The 21,326-nt window shown below is 54.5% G+C and carries 17 protein-coding genes and 1 tRNA gene; 8 read left to right on the top strand and 10 right to left on the bottom strand.

Annotated elements, in window-relative coordinates; translation table 11 throughout:
* Positions 1–273 precede the first annotated feature (273 nt).
* Positions 274–2,058, bottom strand: coding sequence for an AMP-dependent synthetase/ligase (locus ACR0DB_RS14940; RefSeq protein ID WP_480551899.1), 1,785 nt, complete (start codon positions 2,056–2,058; stop codon positions 274–276).
* Between the two features lie 133 nt (positions 2,059–2,191).
* Here ACR0DB_RS14940 and ACR0DB_RS14935 point away from each other — a divergent pair, with 133 nt between their 5' ends.
* Positions 2,192–3,457, top strand: coding sequence for an aminotransferase class I/II-fold pyridoxal phosphate-dependent enzyme (locus ACR0DB_RS14935; RefSeq protein ID WP_480551897.1), 1,266 nt, complete (start codon positions 2,192–2,194; stop codon positions 3,455–3,457).
* A 12-nt stretch (positions 3,458–3,469) separates the two neighbouring features.
* Positions 3,470–4,252: an SDR family NAD(P)-dependent oxidoreductase gene (locus ACR0DB_RS14930; protein ID WP_480551895.1), complete on the top strand. Its 783-nt coding sequence runs from the start codon at positions 3,470–3,472 to the stop codon at positions 4,250–4,252.
* 4 nt (positions 4,253–4,256) lie between these two features.
* Here ACR0DB_RS14930 and ACR0DB_RS14925 read toward each other — a convergent pair whose 3' ends face one another.
* The 3 genes from ACR0DB_RS14925 to ftsH form a co-directional block, all read right to left on the bottom strand.
* Positions 4,257–5,315: a hypothetical protein gene (locus tag ACR0DB_RS14925; protein WP_480551893.1), complete on the bottom strand. Its 1,059-nt coding sequence runs from the start codon at positions 5,313–5,315 to the stop codon at positions 4,257–4,259.
* The gene (locus ACR0DB_RS14920; protein WP_480551891.1) at positions 5,305–6,849 is read right to left on the bottom strand and encodes a GH3 family acyl-acid amido synthetase; all 1,545 of its coding nucleotides are present in this window, start codon (positions 6,847–6,849) and stop codon (positions 5,305–5,307) included. The genes ACR0DB_RS14925 and ACR0DB_RS14920 overlap by 11 nt, the downstream gene beginning before the upstream one ends.
* Before the next feature lie 408 nt (positions 6,850–7,257).
* Positions 7,258–9,171: an ATP-dependent zinc metalloprotease FtsH gene (gene ftsH, locus ACR0DB_RS14915; protein ID WP_480551889.1), complete on the bottom strand. Its 1,914-nt coding sequence runs from the start codon at positions 9,169–9,171 to the stop codon at positions 7,258–7,260.
* Positions 9,172–9,517: 346 nt separating this feature from the next.
* Here ftsH and ACR0DB_RS14910 point away from each other — a divergent pair, with 346 nt between their 5' ends.
* On the top strand, positions 9,518–10,045 hold the full coding sequence (locus ACR0DB_RS14910; RefSeq protein WP_480551887.1) for a universal stress protein: 528 nt from the start codon (positions 9,518–9,520) through the stop codon (positions 10,043–10,045).
* Positions 10,046–10,152: 107 nt separating this feature from the next.
* Positions 10,153–11,136, top strand: a complete 984-nt coding sequence (locus ACR0DB_RS14905; RefSeq protein WP_480551885.1) for a zinc-dependent alcohol dehydrogenase family protein — start codon at positions 10,153–10,155, stop codon at positions 11,134–11,136.
* 359 nt (positions 11,137–11,495) lie between these two features.
* On the opposite strand, the gene ACR0DB_RS14900 is transcribed toward ACR0DB_RS14905, so the two are convergent.
* The 6 genes from ACR0DB_RS14900 to ACR0DB_RS14875 form a co-directional block, all read right to left on the bottom strand.
* Positions 11,496–12,185 (bottom strand): DUF6629 family protein, encoded by a 690-nt coding sequence (locus tag ACR0DB_RS14900; protein ID WP_171237006.1) that lies wholly within the window; start codon positions 12,183–12,185, stop codon positions 11,496–11,498.
* A gap of 786 nt (positions 12,186–12,971) precedes the next feature.
* Positions 12,972–14,093, bottom strand: coding sequence for an adenylate/guanylate cyclase domain-containing protein (locus ACR0DB_RS14895; protein WP_159090076.1), 1,122 nt, complete (start codon positions 14,091–14,093; stop codon positions 12,972–12,974).
* Positions 14,094–14,821: 728 nt separating this feature from the next.
* Positions 14,822–14,898 (bottom strand) — tRNA-Arg (locus ACR0DB_RS14890).
* A 64-nt stretch (positions 14,899–14,962) separates the two neighbouring features.
* Complete coding sequence (locus ACR0DB_RS14885; RefSeq protein WP_331252682.1) at positions 14,963–16,345, bottom strand: sensor histidine kinase; 1,383 nt, start codon at positions 16,343–16,345, stop codon at positions 14,963–14,965.
* 18 nt (positions 16,346–16,363) lie between these two features.
* Positions 16,364–17,782, bottom strand: a complete 1,419-nt coding sequence (locus ACR0DB_RS14880) for a dihydrolipoyl dehydrogenase family protein (RefSeq protein WP_480551883.1) — start codon at positions 17,780–17,782, stop codon at positions 16,364–16,366.
* A 4-nt stretch (positions 17,783–17,786) separates the two neighbouring features.
* On the bottom strand, positions 17,787–18,518 hold the full coding sequence (locus tag ACR0DB_RS14875; RefSeq protein WP_480551881.1) for a TVP38/TMEM64 family protein: 732 nt from the start codon (positions 18,516–18,518) through the stop codon (positions 17,787–17,789).
* Positions 18,519–18,814: 296 nt separating this feature from the next.
* Here ACR0DB_RS14875 and rpmH point away from each other — a divergent pair, with 296 nt between their 5' ends.
* Genes rpmH through ACR0DB_RS14855 form a run of 4 tightly spaced genes read left to right on the top strand, consistent with a single transcriptional unit; the run spans position 18,815 to position 21,290 of the window.
* Positions 18,815–18,949 carry a 50S ribosomal protein L34 gene (rpmH, locus tag ACR0DB_RS14870; protein WP_005980833.1) on the top strand — a complete coding sequence of 45 codons (135 nt, stop codon included), beginning with the start codon at positions 18,815–18,817 and terminating at the stop codon, positions 18,947–18,949.
* Positions 18,950–18,975: 26 nt separating this feature from the next.
* On the top strand, positions 18,976–19,398 hold the full coding sequence (gene rnpA / locus ACR0DB_RS14865; protein ID WP_170773665.1) for a ribonuclease P protein component: 423 nt from the start codon (positions 18,976–18,978) through the stop codon (positions 19,396–19,398).
* Positions 19,395–19,631, top strand: coding sequence for a membrane protein insertion efficiency factor YidD (gene yidD, locus ACR0DB_RS14860; RefSeq protein WP_170773663.1), 237 nt, complete (start codon positions 19,395–19,397; stop codon positions 19,629–19,631). The genes rnpA and yidD overlap by 4 nt, the downstream gene beginning before the upstream one ends.
* 42 nt (positions 19,632–19,673) lie before the next feature.
* On the top strand, positions 19,674–21,290 hold the full coding sequence (locus ACR0DB_RS14855; protein ID WP_480551879.1) for an acyl-CoA dehydrogenase family protein: 1,617 nt from the start codon (positions 19,674–19,676) through the stop codon (positions 21,288–21,290).
* Positions 21,291–21,326 lie beyond the last annotated feature (36 nt).

Below are 21,326 nucleotides of genomic sequence, written 5' to 3'. Positions count from 1 at the left end.
TCAGCGTCCTTAGGGGTGCCAACTCCACTTGTTTTCGTTGACTTCGGAAACGGCTATTGGAGCGGGCAGCAAAAAGCGAAAAACAGCTTAAGCACTTAACAATCCAATCTTAGCATTCGAAACCCGTCCAACTCCTTGATGTGGGTCAGATGACCAAGTATTGGATTCGTTTGAAAGTTCACACCGTTTTCGTATTTGTCACCCGCTGGCATACAAAAAGACCCTGCATTGCGCATGCGCCAATGGTGGTTAGGCGCAACAAGAAATATGTATTCAGCGGTAAAGATCTGAGAGTGCTTTCTCATACCTTGCTAGAACTCTAGCTCGCTTGGGCTTTAGTGTCGGCGTGATTAGACCGTTTTCTAGACCCCAGGGTTCAGTCTCGATGACAATGTCGCGGATGCGGGCAAAGGGCGGGATATCTTCCAATCTATTTGTTAGATATTCAACCAGATTCCGTCGAACTTCTTCGGACATTGGGTTAGCTAAGGAAACATCCGTCTTTTCGCACCAAGCTTGGAATTTCGGTGCATTTACAACGACAACCGCCGAGCACCATGGCTTGCTATCACCCAACACACAGACCTGTTCAATTAGAGGATCGGCAACCAGAGCTGCTTCTATAGGCGTTGGATTGACGTTTTCCCCGGTCGATAGCACGAGGATGTCCTTTATTCTTCCCCTTATATAAACACGCTCATCGATTATCTCGGCCGCATCGCCTGTACAAAGCCAATGATCTTGATCGAAGGCATCGTTTGTCGCGTCTGGGTTATTCCAGTAGCCGATCATAGCGCTCGGTGAGTGGATCAACAGTTCTTGCCGATCACCTATTTTTAGTTCGCTGCCCGGAAGCGTGAAGCCGACGCTGTCACAGCGACGATCATCAATTGTCGACCCTGTTACTGCAGGTCCAGCCTCTGTGAGTCCGTACCCCTGAAGCAGCGGGATTTCCATTGCTGCGAAAAACCGAGACGTATCTGCGGACAAAGGCGCACCACCGCAAACCAGCATTCTAATTTGCCCCCCGAAAGCTTCGTGCACACGCCTGCTGACACGTCTACCGATCAGGGTCCAATAAAGGTTAGCCACAATAGAAGGAGGCGGCAGCTTATTTTCAACAACTTGCCGACGGCGCCAGCCGATTGCCTCTGTCCAAGCTAACAGCCTACTGGCTATTACCGAACCTTCTGCTTCCGAAATCATTTTGTCATGGACTCTCTCGAATAGTCTCGGCACCGCAAGCATGACGGTCGGATGCAGAGCCCGCATGTCTTCAGCCAAGTCTTGAATGGATCGCGCGAAAGCCACCGGGCTGTTCGCAAGCATGGGACAGATATAGCCCAGGGTTCTCTCGAATGCGTGGGCCAAAGGAAGGACGGACAGGAATAAGTCCTTTTCGGAAATTGGATTGATTTCGCCCACAGTCGCCGCGTTCCAGAGGAGCGCTTTGTAAGTTAGCATCACACCCTTAGGAGGCCCCGTAGTGCCGGAGGTGTAAATAAGTGTCGCCAAATCATCTGGCGAACCAAATTCACCTCGATCTTCTTTGAAACTTCCGATCTCTTTGTCGGGGCAAACCATCGCTCGACCTTTATTCGGTCCTTCCCCACTGACCAGCCAAACTTGTTTCAATACGGTCAAGGACTTACGTTCAGACCCCAAATCTTCCCATCTATCGATGCTGTCGGTCACACATAAAACTGCACCGCTGTCGCGCAGAACGTGGCAAATATTGGCAACACTATCCCGCGTGTAGACCGGAACAGTTACCAACCCCTCGCTCATGGCCGCCAGATCAGTGACTATCCAATCGACACAGTTCGGTAAGAAAATCCCGATCCGATCCCCGGCGCGCAAATCAGCTTGCGCGAAGGCTGCACGGCGTTTGACAACCCGTTCACTCACCATGCGCCAAGTCAGTGTCTGCCAGGCACCGTTCACGAATTGAATATAGGCGGGGCTATCGGGCGTATCGTTGACCCTTGCTTCGAATGCTTCGGGAATCGTCTGGCACAGCGCTACATCCACCCCGCTGGTTGGCGACTTCTCAAACATGTTCCATCTTCTGAGATCGCGTTCAAAACCTCCATGATTCAAATCAATTTCAATCAACGTTGGGCGGGTTAACCTGTCGGAGTGCGTCTTGAGTTGCTCGACAATTCGAGGCTTGGAAAGAAAGGTTCGACTGATGGCAGGAACTGCTTCTTCACCAGCCGCACGAATAAAGTCTTTGACGAAACTCGTGCAAAACTCAGGGCTGTACCCAAACAACCCTATCGTAAACAGCGCGACGACCGAGCCTGTGATATGGGTCGACGGTCGAGATCATCTGCTGTTTTGCTCCAACAACCTTCTTGGCCTTTCGAACCACCCAGATGTCAAAGCAACTGCCCAGAAAGCGCTGGAGCGCTATGGGCTGGGTTCCGGTGGATCACGACAGATGGCAGCGAACATCGATGTTCATAGAGCGCTTGAGCAGCGTATAGCCGAATTCGTTGGCCAAGCAGACGCTATTTGTTTTGCGGCAGGGTACATGGCTAACGTCGGGGTGATCCCAGCGCTTATGAAAGTAGACTTTCTCCAGTCTTTGGCCGAGACCCATCTTGGCCATCCCGGCCAAGACAAGCTTGGAGAAAATGACGCCGTTGGCTGGGAGGTATTTAGTGAAGAACTAAACCACGCAAGCGTCGTAGACGGTGTCCGCCTCGCAAAGGCGAAGATCAGCAGGTTCCCACACAAGAATATGAAACACCTCGCTGAGGCAATTGGCGAGTCGAAAATGCCATCCAAATTTATCGTAAGCGACGGTGTGTTTAGCATGGATGGAGACATAGCACCAATCCCGGCGATGGCTGATTTGGCTCGCGAGCATAACGCCATGCTGATGATCGATGACGCACACGGGGTCGGCATGCTCGGGGCTAATGGTCGAGGTAGCCTAGAACACCACGGGGTCTCTTCAACCGACGTGGACTTGCAAATGGGTACATTTACAAAGGCTTTTGGAGGCGTTGGTGGATATGTTTCCGGGGATCAGGAAGTAATCGACTTTTTGCGTATTTCTGCACGGACATACATCTTCTCCGCACCATTACCGCCAGCCATCGCAGCCGGGGTAACCGAAGCTATCGACATTGCTGAACGCGAGCCCTGGAGACGCGAAAAAGCGCTTGAGAATGCATTTTACTTCAGACGTGAAGTGGAATCCCGTGGGTATGAAACTCTTGGCAGCGAAGCACACATTGTCCCAACCTTGATTGGCGACGAACTAAAAGCGGCCGAGGTTACCCGCCTGCTTAGTCATCGCGGTATCGTCGCACCACATGCTCGTTACCCCGCTGTTGCGCTCGGCCAGGCTCGCATCAGGTTTGTAATGACCTGTCAACACGAACGCGAGCAGATTGACTTCCTGCTGGGTTGTCTTTCCGAAATGCGTGAGACCCTGAACCTTTAGGAGCGCGTGACGTTGGAACCGCTAGAAAACAGAACGGCGCTCATTACAGGAGCATCTTCGGGGATTGGGCGGGCATTTGCGGAAGAATACGCATCCGAAGGCGTCAATTTACTCATCGTCGCACGTCGGAATGATCCCTTACAATTGTTGGCGTCACAACTGCGATCAAAATACGGAATAGACGTCCAAGTTTGGGTTGGAGACCTTGCTATCCCTCAGACGCCTCAAAGTTTGTTCGATTATCTGATTGAGCAAAACATCCAAGTGGACATCCTTGTGAACAATGCCGGGTTCGGCGTTCCTGGAAATCTGTGTGAGGTGGAATGGGACAGGCATCGAGAAACCATCGAAGTGATGGGCGCGGCTCCAGTGCGACTATGCTATCTTATTGCTCCCGCAATGCAGGAAAAAAGATCAGGGCGGATCATAAACGTATCCTCGCTGGCGGCATTTGTTCCACCTCACGCAGGAGGAACACTGTACTACCCTTTGAAATCGTACCTTGCTCAGTTCTCAATCGCATTGCGAGCGGAAATGAAACCAAGCGGCGTGCACGTTACCGCTGTGTGCCCCGGCTTCACACGCACGGGATTTCAGGCCGCAGCAGGTGGAACAGTAGAATCCGTCACGATCCCAAAGTGGATGTGGAGCGAGCCGAATGATGTCGCGGCTACGGCGATACGCGCCGTAGAAAAAAACCAACCAATCTGTATCCCGGGTTTTTTCAATAAGGCTGTGGCATTGTTCTTCAAGATCATACCCGGTTCGCTGGGACGCAAGATAGTTGGCGAGTGACCGATCAGAAGACGTCACCAGCACTCACCATTACAGGACGGTTTCGCAACTTCGCGATCATATCCTCGCCCATTCCGACTACGTCGATCCTCAATTTAGCTGAGCCTGACATGGCATGAGATAAGAGGCCCATTTTTCCACATTCTCGAATGCGACGTAAAACGCCGCTTCGTTCATCAAGCATTATCAGGCCAATCTTGGCTTGGTAATGATGCAAGCAGGCTTCCAATAGCTTAAAGAACACCGCTTCCTGTCCCTCTTTCACGACCAGATTTCCAAATCTGACGACCCTAAGATCCTGCAAACAGAAAACGCCATTTAGCCCAGGCAAATATGGGAGAACCCTAAGAAAAAATGCCCCCTGGATTCCGGGCATCGAGACGATCGACCACCTCAACAGTTCTGCCTGAGCAAGCGCTATTATCGCGTCTCCTTCTCTTACAGCAAAACACTCATCCGGTTTGAATGAAGAGCGGAAGTCGGTCAATTCGTGGTCTTGATAAGCCTGCTCCAACTCGGCCAAAACCTGTTCTGCTTCCTCGGGATGGACCATGCCCACTTTTGGATCCTTGCGCGGAAAAAACCGCGAAAAAAGAGCCAGAGGCATGTTGGCCTCAACCGTATGACCAATCTGATCCGATAGGTGGAGCGAGTATTCAGTCGTTTCTTCGACATAGGCAAATCCAAACCCCGGTGAACCGACGGTCGAGGTGCAATAATTCCGAACATGCTCAATCAGCTGCCCTGCAAGTCCCTCGTGCTGTCTATCAGGCCTAGTCGAGGCCATTACAAAGTGGAAACCATGGCACCTTTTCCCCGCTAACAATTTCAGACACTTATCCAGAACGAAAACGCAAAGCTCTTGCCCGGCATCAGACAAAACGAAAAAACTTGGGTCACGCAACCGAGCCAACTTATTTGGGACATCAATAATGCGGTATTTCGTGGATCGGCTCCCCCAGACTGTATGTCCGAGCAATTCAACAGTTGCCGCCGAAGGTTCATCCGATCGCGTGATCAGTCTGAGTAAGCTGGGGTCTTGCCAAATCACCTCAACCGTCATGAGTTTGACCTTCGTTTGACTGGCTCAATATCGCCTTGCGCATGTCATCGAACAAACTGGCATCTGTCACGATCCTGGGAACCTTATATTGACCGCCCAAGCCACGACGAGATTTCATCCATCTGAGGAACCCTCCCGAGGAAACGAAATTCACCACTGGTGCTGTAAGAGCGAGACCTCTTGCACGTAACTCGTAATAATCTTCATTTCGGCTGCACAAGACTTTGTCGACTTTTGAAGCGAATGTTTCCGCAGCATTCGGATGAGGTTCTCCCTCTACTTCGACGAGATAGAGATGGCGATTGCGATGATCTTCGCAAACTGCGCCCACGCTATAGTCGACAACGGAGAGTCCTGTGTTCGATGCGGCCACAGCTACTGCCTCCGCGATTTCCGCTTCAATCAGATGTTCACCGAAGACGGACAGCCCGTTTTCCACTCGCCCGACCACCAACAAGCGCGGTGGTGAGAGATCCAAGAAGCGCACAATATCCCCTACAATATACGACCACAGTCCGGCGGCTGTTGAAATTGCCAAGGCGTAATCAACTCCGGTTTCAATGTTTCCAACCCAGTACCGTTCGGGATTTTTGGAATGGAGCTGTTCCGCCGGAATAAACTCAAAAAACACATGACCATTCAGGTGCAGGCGCATACCCTCCCCGTCGCCTCGGTCGGCGTAGGCAAATACGCCCTCGCTGGCGGAGTACATCTCCCGTGTTTCTGCGTGGCCTCCCTGCATCAGTGCCACAAACCGCTGCCGGTACGGAGCGAAATTTACGCCACCGTGAACGATAAGCTCTAGGTTTGGATACCAATCGACTAGTTTTACTCCCGAAGTGTCCCGATCTTTTGCGAGTTCGTCCAAAAAGATAAGCAACCAGTTTGGTGAACCACCCAAAAAACGCACATCTCTCTGCAAAGATAGGGGTGCCAGACGGCGGATCTTTTCCTCCCAATCTGCGATCCCGGCAATATCGGGGGTTGGCAACACTCGACCCTCAAACCAGTTTGGCATTGCACCTGCAGTGATGGCACTGACGGAACCCACATCCACCTCTGGAGTGGCGTGCTGCAAGTCAGTTGGGCCGGTCAAACCAAGCACAGAGCCCCCCAGCACCCTGCTGCCTGGTCGATTAACAAAGTGGTGACACAAAAGATCTAGAAATCCGCGCGCCGCAGAACGCCGCATCTCGGTCGAATATGGAATGTACTTTGAGCGACCCGTTGTTGTCCCGGAGGTCAATGCAAAATGCGGAATTCGCCCCGGCCAAGTTTGGTCGATGAGATCGGGGTATCTTGCCTGCCACCACTCCTGCCAGAACTCGGCGTATTGGCGGATAGGCACTCGCTGCTGGTAGTCTCTGAGTTTGGAGATTTGGTCAAAGCCATGGGCTTGTCCGAACTTCGTTTTAGACGCGCGGCGAACAAGCCTAGTCAACAGCGTCGATTGAACAACAGAGGGGTTCTGTCGATTCAAACTCCAAACCCTAGCCTTCGCGTACCGACGAGCCAATGGGCTGAAGTCGATCATGCGACTGGATCGGCTAATTGCTTGTGTCGGTTGAGGTTTGTTCATCGCCTAGGCTGCCCAGTTCACAAGGTTAATTTGCGAAAACGATTACTTCTCCAGTGTTTCACACTTGCCATTGACTGTCGGCTAGACTCTCCGTTGTAAAATTCGCATAGCGCGGTGCCTTGTACAGCAAAATGTCCGTTTTCCACGAATACGTTGGTCTCGGCCTGCGCTATCGCGGACAGATTTCGGCATATTCTATCGAAATCTTTTTGGCCTCCCAACTTGAGAACCGTAGCTGTTCAAGTGGCGCGCCACATTGATTTGGCTCAAGCACCGTTGGCCTGACTTTGCTGTCTGCACTGAACCAAAGAAGTTGAACATTTGCCGCGTGGCCAGCGAACACAGTGGTTGATAAACTTGGTATCAGTTATGCGGAACCGCCGGTATTTTGGTCACCGAACTCCGAGTTTGCTGCGGCTGCTCAATTGTACGTTCTGGATCCAGGCAGGCCTTAATTTCCGAGGAGTCCAGAGTTTCATTTTTTTCAAGCGCTGCAATCAACGTCTCGACCTCGGGCTTGTGCTCTTCGAGAGTGGAAATTGCTCTGGCTTCGGCGTCAATGAGAATTTTCATAACCGCCCGGTCTACTTGTGCTGCCGTTGTATCAGCTATGTTCGTCGGCTGCGCGATTGTACGTCCCAGAAATGGGTGGTCGTCGCTTTGTCGCAGGTCGATTGGGCCGAGTTCTTCGGTCATCCCCCACCTTGTCACCATACGTCTGGCGGTTTCGGTAGCCCTTCGGATGTCGTCGTCAGCGCCGGAACTGACCGTTCCCAGGAACAGTTGCTCTGCCGCTCGCCCCGCAAGCAACGCAACAATCTGATCTCTGAGAAACGTTTCACTAAGGGTATGACGCTCTGCTTCCGGCAATGAGTGTGTCCCCCCAAGTGCGTGACCTCGCGGAATAATCGTCACTTTGTACAAGGGGTCAGCTTCTGGCGAGAAATAGCAAACGGCGGTGTGGCCAGCCTCGTGCACGGCAAGACGGTGCCTTTCTTCGGGTCGAATCGCAAGAGTGCGGACAGTCCCCATCATCACTTTGTCACGCGCTTCATCAAGGTCGTTGCGAGAAATCAGATCAGCTCTTCGCCGCGCTGCTCCGATTGCGGCCTCATTAAGCAAGTTTTTCAGGTCAGCTCCCGAGAACCCCGGCGTTCCTGCTGCGATCCAACCCAGGTCGCCAGTATCTTCAAGCGGCAGTTTTCTTGCATGTATGTCAAGAATAGCCCGCCGGGCATCTTTCTCAGGCAAGTTCAGTGTTACATGACGGTCGAAACGGCCAGGCCGGAGTAAGGCTGGGTCCAGCACATCTGGCCGATTGGTCGCCGCCAGCACAACAACAGATTCTCGGCCACTAAATCCATCAAGCTCGGCAAGTATCTGGTTCAGTGTCTGCTCCCGTTCATCATGACCACCGCCAAGCCCTGTTCCACGAGTACGTCCGACGCTGTCCAACTCATCGATAAAAATAATGGAGGGAGCAGCCTTACGCGCCTCTTCAAAGAGTTTACGTACCCTTCCTGCGCCAACGCCGACGAAAATCTCAATAAACTCTGAACCAGATGTCGAAAAGAATGGTACGTCGGCCTCGCCGGCAAGGGCTTTGGCCAGAAGCGTTTTGCCCGTCCCCGGGGGGCCAACAAGCAAAACCCCATGTGGGACCTCAGCGCCGACACGGGCAAAACGCTCTGGGTCGCGTAAAAACTCTACTAACTCTATTACTTCGCGCTTGGCTTGATCCTGCCCCGCGACATCTTCGAAGGTTACCTTTCTTCTAGCTTCGTTTGGTTTTGAGAAACGGCCGCTGAGTAGACCACCAGAAATACCTCCCGGACCGCCGGTTATCCCGCCCGTCATTCGTCTTTGAAACCAGAAATACAGGGCCAGGATAAATATCCACGGAATAAGATAGACGAAGACCGAGGTTCCAGATGGCTCAATCGCAGTAACATCAACACCGTTATCTTCCAGCAGCGCCAACAAATCCGGGTCGCTCTGGCTTGGAACAACGGCCCGGAAAGCTTGCTCACCGTCCCCGTCTGCAGAGGTAGCGCGAACCGTTATGCTGTGATCACTTAATTCTGCCGAACGAACCCGTCCCGCACGAATGATCTCTTTCACGCCGCTATATGAAATCGTCGTAGCGGTCAGATCGGTAGGCGGCGCAAAGAAACTTGCGACAATTAAAGTTCCCATCGTGGCAACAAGCGCAACATAATAAATCCACTCTGGCCATTTTGGCCCATTGCCGGGATCTTTCGGTGGCTCTTGTGGCATAGGCGAAATCTTTCAAACAGACTGGTACTTGCGTCCGCAGACAGCACAACCTCAGACCCTCAACCAACCACACAGACTATGCATCCTTGATCAAGGCCCAATCAAATAATAGTCGACTTTGCATTATCTTAGCAAAAACCAATTGCAGATTTAGCTGAAGTTACATGCGTTTGAACAAACTGCTTTTCACAGCAAACCTCCAGGCTTCAACACCACTCGAACCTCGGTCAAAAGGGTGGCAACGGCGGAAATCGCAAGTTTCGAGTTCACTGAGTCTATTGACCTGCATCAATGCATCTTCCTCTGATACCCGTCAGTCTTGACCGTTCAAAACGGAGGGGAAGCCATGATTTCGAATATCTTGGTCGCAACTGACGGCTCTGAAACAGCTGATCGTGCCGTTGAATTCGCTACAGACCTAGCGCTCAGACTGGATGTGCCAATGACTATCGGCCATGTTCTTCAACATGGCGCTCGCATTGAAGAATTAGGCCGCATGACAGAAGTCGAGCACTTGGTTCAGCAAGTCAAAAGCGATGTGAAGCTTCATTTGGGCGACATTCCATCCAATATTGACGCGGTATTTTCGGGCCCCCTGTCACGCGCAGACAGAGAGCGTATCATCACAGTGATTGGCGAGAAAATCGTTGATGGAGCGGCGCGACGCGCGAAGGATGCAGGCGCGAAGAGCGTTTCGACACGGGTACACAATGGGGATTACGATGAAGGCATCCTAAAAATGGCCAGTGAAATCGGTGCAGACACAATAGTTATGCGCCACCGCGGCTTGGGCCGGGTTCAACGGAACTTTCAAGGCAGCGTTTCGCAAAAAATCAATCAGCGTGCAGACTGCACGGTGATTACCGTACGCTAAAATAAAGCAAACGGACCGGATACAATTCTGTGGTACCGACGCATTCAGAATTTCTGCAATGCGCTGCGTCAATGTCGGCAACAATCGAGATCCAGAGGAAAAAAACTATGCGAGCAATGGTTTTTGGCAATGCCGTCTCAAAACTGGAACTCAGAAATGTTCCGACCCCGAAACCCGCCGCCAACCAGGTGCTTATCAAAGTTCTGGCATGTGGCGTGTGTCGAACCGACTTGCACGTTATTGACGGCGATCTTTCTGAACCAAAGCTGCCGCTTATCCCTGGGCACGAGATCGTTGGCTGCATCGAAAGATTGGGGACCAATGTCGAAGGGTACCAAGAAGGGCAGCGCGTTGGTGTGCCCTGGCTCGGGCGTACGTGTGGGAATTGCTTTTATTGCCTCGAAGGACGGGAAAATCTGTGCGATCATCCCGGGTTTACTGGCTATACGATCAATGGAGGATACGCCGAGTACTGTGTCGCTGATGCCAAGTTTGTTTTCCCATTGTCCGAAAAAGCTGACCCCGTTTCCCTGGCACCTCTTTTATGTGCGGGCTTAATCGGCTACCGAAGTTTAAAACTCGCAGGCAAGGTCCACACACTGGGCATCTATGGTTTCGGCGCCGCCGCACACATTCTTTGCCAGATTGCGAAACATCAGGGTATTGAAGTTTTCGCCTTTACTCGAGATAGCGACATAGCCGCGCAAAATTTTGCGCGAAACCTTGGCGCAAGTTGGGCAGGAGGCTCTTCCGAGACGTCACCATCACCATTGGATGCCGCAATAGTTTTCGCTCCGGTCGGAGCTTTGGTGCCTGCTTCGTTAAAGTCTGTGCGCAAGGGAGGCCGTGTTATTTGTGGGGGAATCCACATGAGCGATATTCCAAGTTTCCCGTACGCCGATCTTTGGGAAGAGCGATCAATAGCCTCCGTCGCAAACCTTACGCGTCAGGATGGCAGAGAATTTTTTACTCTTGCTGAAGCTGCAAGTGTTCGGACGGAAGTAATTCCTTATCCTCTTGAGAAAGCAAACGACGCGCTTGAACACCTTCGGGAAGGCAAGCTGCAAGGAGCAGCGGTGCTTGTACCTTAGACGTTCTGCCTGCATTTGTGCGACGTGAAAAGCCTGAGTTCCGGAACAGGCGAAGCAGTCAGCGAGAACTGCCGTGCAATGCTCATTTCCTGATCCCATTTTCTCCGGATTTCTAACGCAAACATCGTTCCACAACGGTTCTACCGGAAGCGGACAGTTTCACTGCAAAGTTCGATGCCAAGCTCTTGAAGAAAGACCTCGACGTTTAGAAGCGATATCGGGAACCAAACGTACGGCATCACGGTGAGACAAGTGATCTGGGGGATAATATTGAAGCCGTTGAAAGGAAATCGCTTATTCATGCGCTAAACCTGCGAAAGCCCCGTGCCCGCACTTAAACGCATTTTTCAAAATGTCCCTCAACCTTTGGCGGGCCCGCCTAAGCCGTCTACCTCCCAGTAGTGAAACTTTAGAACGAAGTAGATATAGGCAGACAAACCTGCCGCAACGAAGCACCAGATTGACGTGAAGGCATGAGAAGCAAAGAAGAACCCCAAAGCAACGGAAACGACAATTAGATACCCGAAACCTCGTAAGCCTTTATCGCTCGATCCCACAAGCGGAACGCAGATCACCAAAGCGTAAAAAACACGTGCAAAGTTCCTCGTTATCTCGGACGGGAACGTTTCAATGTTTTCATATTGAATGGAGTGTTGAGCTAGGCCAATATCTAGGTTTGCTGGTGACAACAACACTGGCAAGTAAAGCAACAAGCCAAGGCAAAAACCAATTCCGCAAATCCCTTGGAATATGAGCCTGCGACGCCGGTCACTTTCAATCGAAGCCGCGGACAGCGGAACCCAAAACGGCCAAAATAAATAGGCAAAGAAGAGAAACGTCAACGCAGCTGCCGAAGAAGGGTTCGCCGACGGGTCGTCAATGGACACCCACAAGAAGCCTTCGGACAATTGCTGAATCCCAAAGAAAAGTGGAAAGCTGGCTAGCGGAAGAAATCGTTCGCCCATTTGCAACGCCAAACGTATCGTAAGACCACTGCAGGCAATGATCGCTGCACCGGCTACAAAACTGGCTTGTGATGAGAAACACATGCTTAAACCACCTCCACCATTTTACATAGCTGAAGTCGTTGAAGCAACGAACACTTTTCATTTCGAAGTACTGCGTTGTGCCGCCTAAAGGGCGCATTGTGAGTTGTCTGGCCAACCATTTAGGAACCGGTGCTGCCAGGTAAATTCGGACCAATCAAATCGGACCAACCAGCGGAATGTTGGTTGTTCAGCGTTGACGATCTCAGCGACCGGGTCTGCGAAGAAGTTGGTTAAAAGTTAAGTGTCTTTTTGTTTTCTTCCGACGTATCAAGGAATGCCGGTACTCGTATTTCAAGCTGATTGAGTAGCGTTAGTGCATTCGACTAAGTATGCGGTTGGCTGGGCGTCGCTTTTCGCTTGATACCTTTGCAAAGCTCACAAATCCATTCAGCGGTTCCATCAATCGCTCGACTTGAAATCTTTAGGTCGTGGTAGGAAACGATCCGCTGTTCGCGGCAAAAAGGACAAGTTGCAATCGCATGAAAATCGGGAACATGGACGGCTTTCGGCGGGGCGGGATTGCAAACCATAGAGTTCTCCAATTGGTAGGATACCGCGCGTGCTGAACATAGGTTAGCGGCCTGTTTTGACACTTTGTCGGGCTATATCATCACCAATTCTAACATAAGTCGCTACGCTGTGCGATTTTCGTTTCGGAAGGCACGCCTTGAGTGCGGTTTAGTAATTTCACAGATTTAGTTAATCGTCTGCCTTGCAGACGATGCGGTCATTGGGCTTCGCACGTTTGAGCTATTTCGGGCCGTCTAGTGTGCTACAGCGCCAGCATCAGTTCGTGAAAAGTTCCATTACTCCGATATTTTTCGCCCGTGCCGTCAACTTTTTTGAGAACTTCTTACGGCTTACTGTGTCGAGTTCGTTCCAGAACTCTCGGCTGACACGGATGCTTCCAAGCTTACTATGGCCGTCCAGTATGTCTTCGGAATGGATCTGTTCAAGCCGCGCTGCTTTGTTAACCTCTGTCCCAATCATCGTGAACTGATGTCGTGTTGCAGAACCGAAATCTCCACTCACGACCAGCCCGATATGTAGGCCAATTCTGAGGGTCAAAGGCTCGTTCCCTATTCTAATCTCCTTGACGTTCTTTACCGATTGTTCAGCGGCACGAACAGCATCCGAACAGATTGACGAGGCGTCTTCGACTTTGCCCTTCATCACCCAAAACGCCATCAACCCGTCACCGATGAACTTATCGATGTGTCCGCCTCGATCTAGGACGGGGGACGTTTGTGCGTTGAAAAATCGCTGAACGATGTCGGCGACGCGTTCCGGAGGCGTATTCAATGTGAACTTGCTGAATCCGACCACGTCGGAAAACCAAATTATAGCCCGCTCGATGAGGTATTCGGCTTGTTGTTCGCTCCCGGACTGCATTCGGCGACTTAAGGCGTACTGGTTTGTGTAAGCGTGTAGAATGCGCGTGTCGTCAGCCAAGTGGCGGCTAAGAGACGCAGTCTTCCTAGTCGCGCTTCGAAGTTTGATCGAGATAATTTTTGCGATGTTTCTCCAAATGATACCCGCTTCTGGGTGTGTCTCTATATTGGTCCGATCAATAACTAAAACATCGACAATACTCTCGTTTGCGACAAGGTCGTATACACGTTGATACCCGTTGCCGGCCAAGTGTTGTTCTCCGATCACTTCGTTTCGCCGCCGAACGAAAAGAGTTTGTCCATTTAATTTAATGGCGACAGATCCATTAACGATAATCCAGAGACACTCTGCCGGATCGCCGGCACTGCAGATAGATTCACCTTCGGTGTACCTGTATCTACGTGGTTCGAGCGGCGTGGTGTCTTCGACATCGTCAATGAGTCCGGATAGCGCAAGTGCTTCCTCGTACTCTGGACCCAGCTTCTCAATTGGTGTGATCGACGCATTTTCTGCCATTCGAGCCTCCGCATCCACATCCACGTCTCCTGCTCGCAGTATCACCATAGCACGAAACCCCAAATCGAAAGTGTTGCTTGGGAAGATTGAAGGAATGCGATCTGCTCTCGGGTGGCTTGCCCGCCGTGTTCTCAAATTCCGCTCTGGGCTCTTTGCGGTCATACACTGCGCTGTTCACGAACGTCGGGTATGCTGATGAAACCTGCCATTTGGCTCCTTGGTAGACTCAGTTAGTCGACATGGTGTCGTTGCCTGGAGAGGGAGGGAAGGATGGAGAACAATCGATGTCAATTACTGCCATCACACCGAAACGCCCGCCTTGGAACAAAGGTCGCCTGACAGGCCAGAAACGCGCGCTTCTGGCGAAGCAGGTCTGGGCTGCGCAGGTTGAGGCAGTCGGTTAGCGACTTCCGTAGTACAGTTTTAGTTAACCTGCTAACAGTATGGTTTTTGGGGCGCGCACAGACCGCGCACTCTCGCGAAAAGTCCTCCTGATATACGCCCAGAACTTCAAGGGCTTTTTCCCTAACAGTGAAACCGAGTTTTCGGATACTTATCAAAATGTACGAAGAGAGTTCTTCGGCAGCAGCCCAGCGGACCGGAGAGATGTAGTGAAAAATAGGGAATTTCACCCAGCGCAGTTGCCTCAGAGTTGCCTTAGGGCGCAACACCCCAAAATAGTCAAGAGGTCGATGCGCCTCATGATTTTGTTTTTACAGGAAAACCAGTGGCGGACCGAGGAGGATTCGAACCCCCGACCCCTTGATTCGTAGTCAAGTACTCTATCCAGCTGAGCTATCGGTCCGCGTTGGTGAGGCGCTGTTTAGACCTCGTGTTCGGGACGTGCAAGCCGATTCTGCAAAAATATTTTAAAAAGTCACATCGCCCCGCGGCAGGCGGATTTCAAAGGTAGACCCCATCGGGCCCGTCTCGGCCAGAACGAGGTCGCCGCCGTGACCGCGCACCAATTCCTGCGAAATTGCCAGACCCAGGCCCGAGCCGCCTTTGCGCACGCCACCCTGAAAGGGCGTGAACAGGTTTTCGCGGGCCTTGGGCGGCAATCCCGGTCCGTTATCCCGTATCTCGATGCACCAGTTCGTTTCATATTCACATCCGGCAATCGTGATTCTACCGGGCTTCCCAGCGGCCACAAGCGCCTGACGCGCATTGCGCACAAGGTTCATGATCACCCGGAAAATCTGTTCGGGATCTGCACGAGCGATCAGATCCTCGGGTAGTTCGTTGACGATCTCGACGCACCCGCCTGCGACGGCCAACTGCTCGCTTGCAACGACATCGTCTGCGACGGCGCGCATGGGGACCATCGTCAGCGTGGGGGCCGGTTCCTCGGCCCGGCCAAAGGCCAGCGTGCTTTCGCACAATGACACCGCGCGGGTGATCGAGTTCACCAGCTTAGGCGCCATGCGACGGACCAAAGGATCATCACTGGATTCAATCCGGTCTGTGAAAAGTTGGGCCGAGGTCAGGATATTGCGCAAATCGTGGCTGACCTTGGCCACCGCCCCGCCCAGTTGCGCCAGACGCTCGCGCTGTTTCAGCGCGTGGGTCAGTTCGGTCTGCATCTGTTGCAACGCTTCCTCGGCCTCACGCAGCTCGGTCACCTTGGAATTGGGCGAGATGATCCCGCGCGCGTCCTCGGGCGCGCCGGCATAGCGCTGCATGTAGCCAACCACGCCCTTGATCGGCTTCACCAGAACTACGCGCACGGCAAGGAACAGGAAAAAGGCGGTGATGATTGAGATCACGAAAGACAGCCCGAGAATGCGCAGCCCGTAATCGGTCATCGCCATGCGCAAAGGCATACTGTCGGTGGTCACTTCGATCAACAGACCGGCGCCCTTGACCGGCTCACCAATCACACGGATTACTTCGTTTTCCGGAGTGAACAGACGCGCGACCGCATCGCGGATCAATATCCAAGGGGTTGCGTCGCGCAGGTCATAAGTTTTGGTGATCTGTTCAGGGATGGGGGAAGACAGCATCAGCTGCCGCACTTCATCGCGACGCAAAACAACGTTGTAGACGCCCGCATTGGCCAGCAACTCGGCCTCGAGATCATCGGCCAGCATGTCATCGGCCAACAGCGCCAGCGACGCGATCTGGGCGCGCTCTAGCCGGTTCAACAAAAAGTCTTCGCGGAACCGCGCGATCGACGGGACAAAGATCAGGATCTCGGCCAACATGACGAAGACCGTGGTCAGGATCAGAAATCGGCCCGACAGCGAGTTCACTTTGTACTCTCCTCCCAGTCAGGGCAGCCAGCGCTGGACGAACCCGACCACTCGTTTAACTGTCTGATTCTCAAACAGCCTTGGCGAGAAATAGGCACCCGCCACGCGTTTGTTAAGCTCTCCGATCGTCGGATAAGGCGAAACCATCGCGGCGATCTGTCCCATCTTCAGGTTATTCGCCAAGGCCAGCGACCACAAGTTGATCAATTCCCCCGCCTGATGCCCTACGATTGTGGCCCCCACGGGTCGGCCTTTTACGACCATGACCTTAATGAAGCCTTTCGTTTTGCGCTCGGATATGGCGCGGTCGTTGTGGTGGTAGTCAAAGCGCGCGATTTCCACTTTGTCGCCATGCTGCGCGCGGGCCTGCGCCTCGGTCAGGCCGACTTGCGCCAATTCGGGGTCGGTATAGGTGGCCCAGGGAATATGCGCGGTTTTCGCCTTGGAGGGCAGGCCAAACAGGGCCGACCGGATGATGATACCCGCGTGATAGCCCGCTACATGAGTGAATTGCAGGCCGCCCGCCACGTCTCCGATGGCGTAGACCTTTTTGTTTGTGGTGCGCAGCGCGTCATCCACCTTGATACCGGTGCGTGTGGGTTCAATCCCCGCTGCCTCAAGGTTCAGCCGGTCAGTATTTGCTTTGCGCCCAGCGGCCAGCAGCAGGTGTGAGCCCGAGTAAATCTGGCCGGTCTCGGTCACAACCTCGACCTTGCCGTCCGCGCCGCGAATCTGTGCGACCATGGTCTGCTCGTGAATCTCGACACCCTCAGTGCGCAACGAATCCAGCACGATCTCGGCCGCCTCGGTGTCGTCCTTGCCCAGCGCCTGCATTCCTTCGATCACGGTAACTTTGCAGCCCAGCCGGATATGTGCCTGCGCCATCTCAATCCCGATGGGGCCGCCGCCGATGATCAGCAGATGCTCGGGTTTGTCGCGCAGGTCAAAGATCGTCTCGTTGGTATAGTACGGCACCTGATCCAGACCGGGGATCGGTGGCACCAGCGGCGAAGAACCGGTCGCAATCACCACCCGCCGCGCGGTGATCAGATAATCGCCCGCCTGCACCTGCGTGGGCGAGACGAACTGACCATATTCCCGGATCACCTTGACGCCGAAGCCTTCGAACCGCTCCTGACTGTCCATCGGTTCGATCTGAGCGATCACATCGTGCACGTGATCCTTGGCAGCGGCATAGTCCACCTGCGGCGCCACATCGGCCACGCCCAGCGCGGATGAATGCGCCTGCCCATAGGCCGCCTTACCGCTGGCGATCAGCGCCTTCGAGGGCACGCAGCCAAAGTTCAGGCAGTCTCCGCCCATCTTGTGGCCCTCCAGCAGGATCACATCTGCGCCCATCTGGCTGGCCCCGGCCGCAACCGACAGGCCACCCGACCCGGCGCCGATCACCAGGATATCCGTCTTCAATTCTTGCATAAGATCAGGTGTCCTTTTTGCCGCGCACAGCTTTGATCACGATGGGCAATGCCGCCAGCACACACAAACCGATGATGGGCCCAATTACAAACGGCTCCCACAGCAGGGACACATCCGGTGTTTCGCCCCGGTCGAACACACCACCCAAGCCAACGCCGATCCAAGTGTAGACGATGCCGCCCGGAATGATGCCCAGCGCGGTGGTGAACAGGAAATTTCGGAATTTGACGCCCACCAGTGCTGGCACCAGATTGGCCACAAAGAACGGCACCACCGGTACGAGGCGCAACAGGAACAGGACCGAGATTTCATTCTCGCGCAGCCCGTCCTTCAGCTTTTTGACCGTCCCTTCGGATGACTCCAGCTTGGCGGTCAGGGATTCGCCCAACCCCCATCGCGCCGCCAAAAAGATCGCCGATGCGCCAATGGTGGCCGCAAACACGTTGAACACGGTGCCTGCAAATAAGCCGAACAGGAACCCTCCGGTCATCGAGGCTACAGCGGCGCCCGGCAGTGAAAAGGCAACGATCACGATATAGATCACCACGAATGCACCTGCCATGGCCCAGTAATTCGCATCTCGCCATGCCAGCAGGGATTCGCGGTTATCGCGCAGGGTCTCAAAGGTCAGGTAATCGCCCAAGGTGAAGAACCCCGCCACCGCAACGGCAAGGATCACCAGCAAGGGAATATGGCGCGCAAGCCCGCTGCGCGGGGCCTGTGTTGTATCGCTCATGTCTGTGTCCGGTTTTGTGCGTTTCATCTGCACACAACATGCGCTGTCCAGTGCCTGCGCAACAGGCCCCTCACGCGGCGTTGATCTTGACCGCAGGGAATGTGACGGAATAAAAGGGCAACACTGTCATTTTGAAACGTTTGTCCCGGTGGGATACCAGAATTGTTGCAAAAGGCGGCAAAACCCCCACCTAAGGGTTTGACTTACCCCCCGCCACCCAGTAGAGGACGGGCTTCGAACACTAGGGCAAGGCGAATCTGCGCCGCACCCGACCGCTATAGATTGGAGACGGAGCGATGAAACGCACCTATCAGCCTTCGAACCTGGTTCGCAAACGCCGCCACGGTTTCCGCGCGCGCATGGCCACCAAGGCCGGCCGCAAAATCCTGAACGCACGTCGCGCACGCGGCCGCAAGTCGCTGAGCGCGTAAGCCGCTCGACCTTTCAGGTTATGAACATGACGCCGCCGGAGGCCCCTGAGGATGGTTCAGTCCAGCCCAGCAAGCCTCCGGCGGCGTCCGTTTGCGTGTCTGCACCTGTGATCATCCTCAAGAAGCGATCCGATTTCCTGAAGGCGGCCCGCGCGCGGCGGCAGGGGACGTCGTCGATGATGGTACAGGCCCGCAAGCGCACCCTGGACGAAGGATCGGGGATTCGCGTGGGTTTTACCTGCTCCAAGAAGGTGGGCAATGCCGTCGCTCGCAACCGCGCCAAACGCCGTCTGCGCGAGGCCGCACGCGCCGTTCTGCCGGTGCATGGCCACGACGGTTGGGATTATGTCCTGATTGGCCGCGCCGAGGTGACGGCGAACCGCCCCTATGACGCGCTGTTAGGCGATCTGCGCTATGCGCTGCGCAAAATCCATAGTGACCGGAAATGACCCCGCTGGCGCGCGTCTTTGCCCTGCCGGTCAAGGCCTATCGCCTGATCTTCAGCCCTTGGGTTGGCCATAATTGCCGCTATCAACCTACCTGCTCGGCCTATGCGCTTGAAGCGCTAGAAAAGCACGGGGCCATCAAAGGCGCCTGGCTGACCGCGCGCCGTATTGGCCGATGTCATCCGTGGGGCGGTACCGGATATGACCCAGTGCCAGATGAGTCCGACCATCGCTAAGTCAGGCTTGACCAGACGGGTTGCGGGCGGAACACTCAGCCCATGACCACACCCGCCCGCGATACCCTGCCAACCCATGAAGTGACCAACCAACCAACCGATCGCGATCCAATCAACCTATGGGCTGCGGACCCTGTGCTGCAAGAGTGTGTGACCCGTGCCAAAGGGTGTTCCGAGCCGCTTGCCCGATATGGCAAAACTTTGGGAATGCCCGAGATCCACGAGGCGGCGCGCGCGGCCAATGCGCACCCGCCGCACCTGCGCCTGTTCGATAGCGGTGGGCGACGGCTGGACGAGGTTCGCTTTCACCTCGCCTATCACCAGTTGATGCAACTAAGCCAAAGCGCCGGATACGCCGCACTACCGTGGAATGACGAACCCGGCGGCCACACGACCCATGCCGCTATGGTATATATGGCCAGTCAGGTCGAGCCCAGTCATTGCTGCCCCCTGACGATGACCTATGCTGCGGTACCTGCATTGAACACCGACGCCAGTATCGCCAAGCTCTGGGTGCCGAAACTGACCGCGCATACTTACGATCCTACAATCCGGCCCATAGCGCAGAAACACAGCGCCACGTTGGGTATGGCGATGACTGAAAAACAAGGTGGATCGGATATCCGCGCCAATACCACCACCGCCACGCGGGACGGCGATCATTGGCGGTTGCGCGGGCATAAATGGTTCTGCTCGGCCCCGATGTCTGACGGTTTCCTGACCCTTGCGCAGGCCCCCGGCGGGCTGACCTGTTTCCTTGTGCCACGCTGGCTAGAGGGCGAACGCAACGCCATCCACCTCATGCGCCTCAAAGACAAGTTGGGCAACCGCGCCAACGCCTCGGCCGAGATCGAGTATCACGACGCTCTGGCCTATCAGTTAGGGGACGAGGGCGCGGGCATTCGCACGATCCTTGAGATGGTGCATCACACGCGGCTGGACACCGCGATGGCCCCTGCCGGGTTGATGCGCGCGGCCCTGTCCGAGGCGCATCATTGGGTGAGCCACCGAAGCGCCTTTCAACGCCGCCTGATCGACCAACCCCTGATGCGCGTGGTGCTGGCCGATCTAGCGCTGGATTGGCAGGGCGCAGTGACCCTTGGGATGCGCGTGGCCCAAGCCTTTGACGGGCAAACCCCGGAAGACCGCGCCTTTGCCCGCATCGGCGTGGCGCTGGCCAAGTTCCTCAACAACAAACGCTGCCCCGTGGTCGTGGTCGAAGCGATGGAGATACTGGGCGGCATGGGGTACGTCGAGGATACGCCCCTGCCCCTGCTCTACCGCGAAGCACCCCTGAATGGCATCTGGGAAGGGTCCGGCAATGTGATCTGCCTTGATATTCTGCGGACATTGGCGCGTGAACCTTTGGCCGCCGAAGTGCTGCGCGCCGAAGTAGACGCCGCAAAAGGCGTGGATCGAGGATATGATGCGGCCCTGCGGGATCATATCGGACGCTGGCCTGACCTCCCTCCCGAGGCTGAGGCCCGCTGGTTTGCGGAACGCACCGCTCTGCTGCTGACGGCCTCACTGCTGTTGCGCCACGCCCCGCCTGCCGTGGCCGATGGGTTCATCGCGACGCGCTTGACCGGCGACAGCGGTCGGGTGCCCGGATCGGTCCGGGGGCTAGACACAGATGCCTTGCTCGCACGGCTGGGCTAAGCGTCACCCTTGCCCGGTTGCGCCAACTATTGTAGG

This window comes from Ruegeria sp. AB6, from assembly GCF_056542685.1.
This window is presented reverse-complemented; position numbering and strand designations above follow the sequence as displayed.